Origin of the sequence: Psychrobacter sp. (genome assembly GCF_018260395.1) — a bacterium.
Classification (GTDB): domain Bacteria; phylum Pseudomonadota; class Gammaproteobacteria; order Pseudomonadales; family Moraxellaceae; genus Psychrobacter.
The window spans coordinates 25,003-31,295 of sequence record NZ_JAGLBC010000013.1 but is presented as its reverse complement, the minus strand read 5'-3'; the positions used below and the strand labels follow the sequence as shown (position 1 = coordinate 31,295).

Genomic DNA, 6,293 nt, shown 5'->3' with positions numbered 1-6,293 from the left:
GAGGTAAAATCTAGATTCGGAGCCGTTGCACTTCGTAATTGAATCCAAGAACTTTATAAACAGGAAATTAAACATTCTAATTTTTATAGTTTTAAACAAGGTTTTATCAACTATTAATTTAAATTGATTAATATATCAATTAAATGACTTAAAAGAATTTTTTAACATTGTTTAATATATGTAAATCAAACTTATAAAACCAACATTTTACTATTATAAACTACTAGCCTATATAAAATAAGGAAATATAATTTTTATTTATAAGTTAAACTTAATAATATATTTTGTAAATCTGAGGTATTTAAATATTTAATGCTGTAATAATCATTTTTTATAACTTTAAATATCTATATTTTATGTACTTTTTTTAATTATTTTGTAAATTGTATTTCCCTTAAACCCTTTAAAATTAGGTTTTTACAATGTATTACGACTGTAAATAGCTACTTGTTTGAATAAATTAATACTAATATAATAAATTGCATATACATTTTATTAATCGTTGAGACTAATATTTAACGACTAAATTTAGTGTATATAAGCGTTAAGCTGTCCTTCACGTTATTAAAATTATGATAGCTTATACTTTTATTCACTATAAATATTATTATTTTAGTAAGATATTTAGGATTAACTAAACTATATAACAATCAAATAATATAATTAAATAAATTACAACTTCTAAGGAGCTTTTAATATGTCTAATAAACTAGAACTACTAACCTCACAAAACAGTCAACTGATTTTTATTGATCAACAACCTCAAATGGCGTTTGGCGTACAGTCTATTGATCGTCAAGTACTAAAAAACAATGTCATTGGTTTGGCCAAAGCTGCTAAAGCGTTCAATATTCCAACGACTATCACGACCGTCGAAACTGCTAGCTTTTCTGGGCATACCTTTCCTGAGTTATTAGCAGTACACCCAGAAAACAATCTTCTTGAGCGCTCTTCAATGAATTCTTGGGATGATCAAAACGTACGTGATGCTTTAGCTGAAAATGCAAAAAATGGTCGTAAAAAGGTTGTAGTATCTGGTCTATGGACTGAAGTTTGTAACTTATCTTTCGCATTATCATGCCTGCAAGATACAGATTATGAGATTTATATGGTAGCTGATGCCTCAGGCGGCACTACTGCTGAAGCACATCAATGGGCAATGGAGCGTATGATACAAGTTGGTGTCATCCCTGTAACTTGGCAACAAGTTATGCTTGAGTGGCAACGCGATTGGGCCAATAAAGCAACTTATGATGCTGTAATGGATATCGTTCGTGAGCATTCAGGAGCTTATGGCATGGGTGTGGATTATGCTTACACAATGGTTCATAAAGCGCAAGCTCGCCATGCTGCCTTTGGTAGCTTAGGTCCAAATCCTGCTGCTAAATAAACCAGTGCTAAAAATATGCTAAATTATGTACTAATACGCAATTAACCAGCAGTTCAATGATATTTAATAGGCTAACTGATTGTGTGGTTACCTTCAAAATCGTTAGCTGCTTATACAAGGGGTTAATCATAATGAGATATTTATATTATTTATTAATATTCTCTGCTTGATTAATCCCTTTTGTTTTATCCATTAGGGTATAAATCATGAGAATTTATATTGCATCTTTAATTGTTGGGATATTGGTTGGTGTGATTTATCACTTCGTCAATGTACGATCCCCCGCGCCACCAACTTGGGCATTGGTTGGTTTATTGGGTATGCTAATTGGCGAGCAAGCCATTCCATTGGTTAAAGAACATTTTTTTAATACATCTGCGCAAGTGCAACATGAGAGTGCACCGACTGGATCTGATAAATTATCTGATAATTAAATGTCAATCTTTTTTAGTTTCTTTCCAAATAGGTTTTTATGGTTCTTTTAAAACTTATGTTCGTTTATAAATTTGTTAGTTTGCTAATGCAGGCTCAAATCTTATGGGTTCACCCTGATTGACAATTTCTTCATTTTTGTCATGACATCATAATCATAACGACAATAGGAAAATAATATGAATACTCCTGATATTATTTATTACAACGGAAATATAACAACACTCGATACGAATAATCGCTCAGCAACCGCTGTGGCTATTAAAGATGGTCGTTTTATTAAGGTTGGCAATGACTCTGAAGTACTGGACTTAGCTGGCGATAACACCAAATCAATTAATCTTAAAGGCCGTAGTGTCCTTCCTGGATTAATGGATAATCACACTCATGTCATCCGTGGGGGTCTAAACTATAATATGGAACTGCGCTGGGACGGGGTTCGCTCTTTGGCAGATGCTATGGCAATGCTCAAGCAGCAAGTAGATAATACACCAGCGCCGCAATGGGTTCGGGTCGTAGGCGGATTTACCGAACATCAATTTGCTGAAAAACGGTTACCAACTATTGATGAAATAAATAAAGTTGCGCCAGACACCCCAGTATTTATTTTACACTTATATGATCGTGCATTATTAAATGCCGCGGCACTTCGTTCAGTCGGCTATACCAAAGATACGCCTGAGCCTCCAGGTGGCGAAATCCAACGTGATGTTAATGGCAACCCTACTGGTTTGCTACTTGCAAAACCAAATGCGTCTATCCTTTACGCGACGCTTGCTAAAGGGCCAAAACTACCCTTAGATTATCAACTAAACTCAACCCGTCATTTTATGCGTGAGTTAAATCGTTTGGGTGTTACCGGTATTATTGACGCTGGTGGTGGTTCTCAAAACTTCCCAGATGATTATGAAGTTGTTCAAAAACTTCATGATGAAAATCTATTAACCGTGCGCATGGCGTATAATTTATTTACCCAGAAGCCTAATGAAGAAAAAGAAGATTTTCTAAATTGGACAGCCACTACTACATACAAACAAGGTGATGACTATTTCCGTCACAATGGCGCTGGCGAGATGTTGGTGTTTTCTGCTGCTGACTTTGAAGATTTCCGTCAGCCACGTCCAGAGATGCCTGCGAACATGGAAGAGGATCTTGAAGAAGTCATTCGTATACTTGCTCAAAACAAATGGCCTTGGCGACTTCATGCGACGTATGATGAAACTATCGAGCGCGCACTCAATGTGTACGAAAAGGTCAGTAAAGAAATACCATTTGACGGTTTAAACTGGTTCTTTGACCATGCTGAAACCATTTCTCAGCGCAATATAGATCGTATTGCTGCTTTAGGGGGCGGTATTGCGGTACAACATCGCATGGCATATCAAGGCGAATATTTTGCTGAGCGTTATGGTACCGCTGCAGCCTCTAACACACCGCCTATCAAACAAATGCTAGACAGTGGTGTCAAAGTTTCAGCAGGTACAGATGCGACTCGTGTTGCCTCATATAACCCTTGGGTGTCTTTAAATTGGTTGATCAATGGCCAAACAGTAGGAGGCATGAAACTTTATGATCAAGATAACACGCTCGATCGTGAAACCGCTCTACGTATGTGGACTGAGAAAGTAGCCTGGTTTACCAACGAAGTAGGCAAACGCGGACGTATTGAAGAAGGTCATTTAGCAGACTTCATCGTACCTAACAAAGACTACTTTAAAGTACCCGATGAAGAAATCCCATTCCTGACCTCAGATTTAACTGTGGTTGGTGGTAAGCCTGTGTACGGCGCTGGTGAGTTCAAAGACTTTGATGCTCCAATTCCACCAGCTATGCCAGATTGGTCACCCGTTAATCAATTTGGAGGTTATGCGGCTTGGGCAGACCCTGAAGGTGCTGGTAAAAATTCCTTAGCGCCTATGCAAAATCAAGCCGTCATGGCATCTTCATGTGGCTGCTCGAGTGCTTGCAACCTACATGGTCATAACCATGCTAAAGCTTGGACTTCAAAAGCGCCAGTGTCAAATTTTAAAGACTTCTTTGGCGCGTTTGGGTGCTCTTGCTGGGCAGTATAGCCGGACAATACTTAGAAGTTTGAATTAAGAAGAATAGAATATATTAAATCTGAATAATTAAACTTAAAGTTTTCTAAAAACCGTTGAGACTCATGCTCAGCGGTTTTTTTACTTTTATGATTCAAGCCTTCTTAAAATCATTATTGCCTTTCATGTCTTATATTAACTAGGTTAACTAAAATTTTGTCATTATTCTAAAACTGTATGAGAAATCCTATTTCAAACGAATAATGTTTGCACATAGATTTTAGCCGTATTTTTCTTTAAACTTAATCGACTTAAAAACTAAACCTTTGTAAAGTAATTGTCTTCAATATTATAAAGTTTAGATCTTGATTGTTTAGACAAAAAAAGCTTTAACACTATTTGTAGACTATCGGAAATTTAATGACTCATCCAACGACTGAAAACCAAGACAAAGATCAGGATCAAAATCAGGATCAAAATCAAGTTCATAATCAAGTTAATAATCAAGTTAAAAATCATGCGCCCTTAAATAAAAGTGATGATAATGCCTCACGTCTACCTTTACTATTAGGAAGCATTCGAATTATCATGGTGAATACTACCCTGCCCGCTAATATTGGATCGGCTGCTCGCGCGATGTTGACAATGGGGTTAAAGGACTTGGTGGTGGTTAATCCAAAACATCCTATTGATGAGAAAAGTATTGCACATGCGGCAGGCGCTCAAAATGTGTTGGCAAACTGCCGTATTGTTGAATCATTAGAAGAGGCTATTAGCGACTGTCAGCTAGTTTTTGCGGCTAGCAGCCGCCAAAGACACATCCCTAGACCTGTCATAAACCCAACGGAGGCTGCCAAAATTATTAGCGCCCGTCCTATTACCCAAACTAAAGTTGCGGTATTATTTGGTCGTGAAGATCGGGGTCTCACCAATCAAGAATTATCCATGGCCGATTATCATATTCAAATAGACGCCAACCCAGAGTATCCAGTACTTAATGTAGCATCTGCCATTCAGGTTATATCAAGCTTCTTCTACAGCCATTTTTTGCAGCAAGTTAGTGCTGACTATAGCATTAAAACTCAGAATGATTATTTAGAGCAGAATCAAGTTACCTTAACTCAAAGACAAATTTGGGACATGCCAGCAATTAGCCAACACCAAAAAAGTCAGCTTCAAACCCGTATCATTGAATTAATGAACCGTTTACAATTAGTTGAAAGCACAGAAGCTGATAAACTAAGAGATCTTCCAAGCCGACTTTCACGTTTACTATCAAGATTACAATTAGATGAAAAAGAATATGAAATAGTAAGCTCAATTATTGCTAAGATTAAAAGAAAGCTATAACTTAAATCTTCAAATCTTGTTCAATCTATTTTAATATCTATTAATAAGCCCTATAACCTCATAAGCCATATAACCTTTTCAATTGATAATTAATAAGACATACTCATGAGACTAATTAAAGCCATTAAAAAAGCCAAGGCCTCATTACAAGAGGATATCGCCGCTGTATTTGAACGAGATCCAGCCGCGAGAAACAGCGTAGAAGTATTATTAACCTACCCAGGTATTCACGCCTTGATATTGCATAGAGGCGCCCACTATCTTTGGAACAAAGACTGTAAGTTTTCTGCGCGTGCTATCTCATACGGCTCACGTATGATTACAGGGATTGAGATACATCCAGCTGCTCAAATTGGACGACGATTCTTTATTGATCACGGTATGGGAGTGGTGATAGGAGAAACAGCTAAAATAGGCGATGATGTGACCCTATATCATGGCGTTACTTTAGGCGGAGTGTCTTTAGGACAAGGAAAACGTCATCCAACCTTAGATGACGGCGTTATTGTTGGCGCAGGCGCCAAGGTATTGGGACCATTCACAGTAGGCAAAAACGCAAAAATTGGCTCAAATGCTGTAGTGGTAAAAGAAGTTCCTGCTGACGCCACTATGGTAGGTAGTGCAGCAAGAATGATTACTGCTAATGTAGAGCCTGAGCCTATTTCAGAGAATCCACCTAAACAAACACAAAGTGAACCAGCTAAAGAGCCATCTTGTCCTTACAATAATAAATATTACAATCAGCTTAGTAGCAAAAGCTTATCAGAATCAGTTGACTTTAGCGCTTATGGGCTTGATCCCCAATCTGAGGATCCTGTAGCAGAAGCATTTAGAAAGGTGCTGAATCACATTCAGCAATCTGAAGCTCGCATTAATGAACTACAAAATGCACTGATCAAGCTTGACCCTACTTTCAAACCTAAAGATTTGAATAAGATTGCGGATGATGATCTTGAGATTATTAATAACTCAAATAGTTATTAAGACTAATATAGGTAGTGGTGTTATCAACTTAAAATAACTACACTAACTTGAAATAACTACACTAAGTTAAAATAACCATACGAATTTAAAATAACCAT

4 protein-coding genes and 1 pseudogene are annotated in these 6,293 nt (G+C 37.1%); all 5 read left to right on the top strand.

Annotation, left to right across the window (positions count from 1 at the left end; translation table 11 throughout):
• Nucleotides 1-697 precede the first annotated feature (697 nt).
• The 5 genes and pseudogenes from QZ265_RS02345 to cysE all read left to right on the top strand — a co-directional run bounded on the left by QZ265_RS02345 (nucleotide 698) and on the right by cysE (nucleotide 6,195).
• On the top strand, nucleotides 698-1,390 hold the full coding sequence (locus tag QZ265_RS02345; protein WP_296403017.1) for a hydrolase: 693 nt from the start codon (nucleotides 698-700) through the stop codon (nucleotides 1,388-1,390).
• A 206-nt stretch (nucleotides 1,391-1,596) separates the two neighbouring features.
• Nucleotides 1,597-1,761, top strand: a pseudogene (locus QZ265_RS02340) (DUF1427 family protein); the annotation flags it as partial.
• Between the two features lie 240 nt (nucleotides 1,762-2,001).
• Nucleotides 2,002-3,894 (top strand): amidohydrolase, encoded by a 1,893-nt coding sequence (locus QZ265_RS02335; RefSeq protein ID WP_296403015.1) that lies wholly within the window; start codon nucleotides 2,002-2,004, stop codon nucleotides 3,892-3,894.
• Between the two features lie 387 nt (nucleotides 3,895-4,281).
• Nucleotides 4,282-5,211 carry an RNA methyltransferase gene (locus QZ265_RS02330; protein ID WP_296403011.1) on the top strand — a complete coding sequence of 310 codons (930 nt, stop codon included), beginning with the start codon at nucleotides 4,282-4,284 and terminating at the stop codon, nucleotides 5,209-5,211.
• A 105-nt stretch (nucleotides 5,212-5,316) separates the two neighbouring features.
• On the top strand, nucleotides 5,317-6,195 hold the full coding sequence (gene cysE / locus QZ265_RS02325; protein WP_296403010.1) for a serine O-acetyltransferase: 879 nt from the start codon (nucleotides 5,317-5,319) through the stop codon (nucleotides 6,193-6,195).
• Nucleotides 6,196-6,293: the final 98 nt, after the last annotated feature.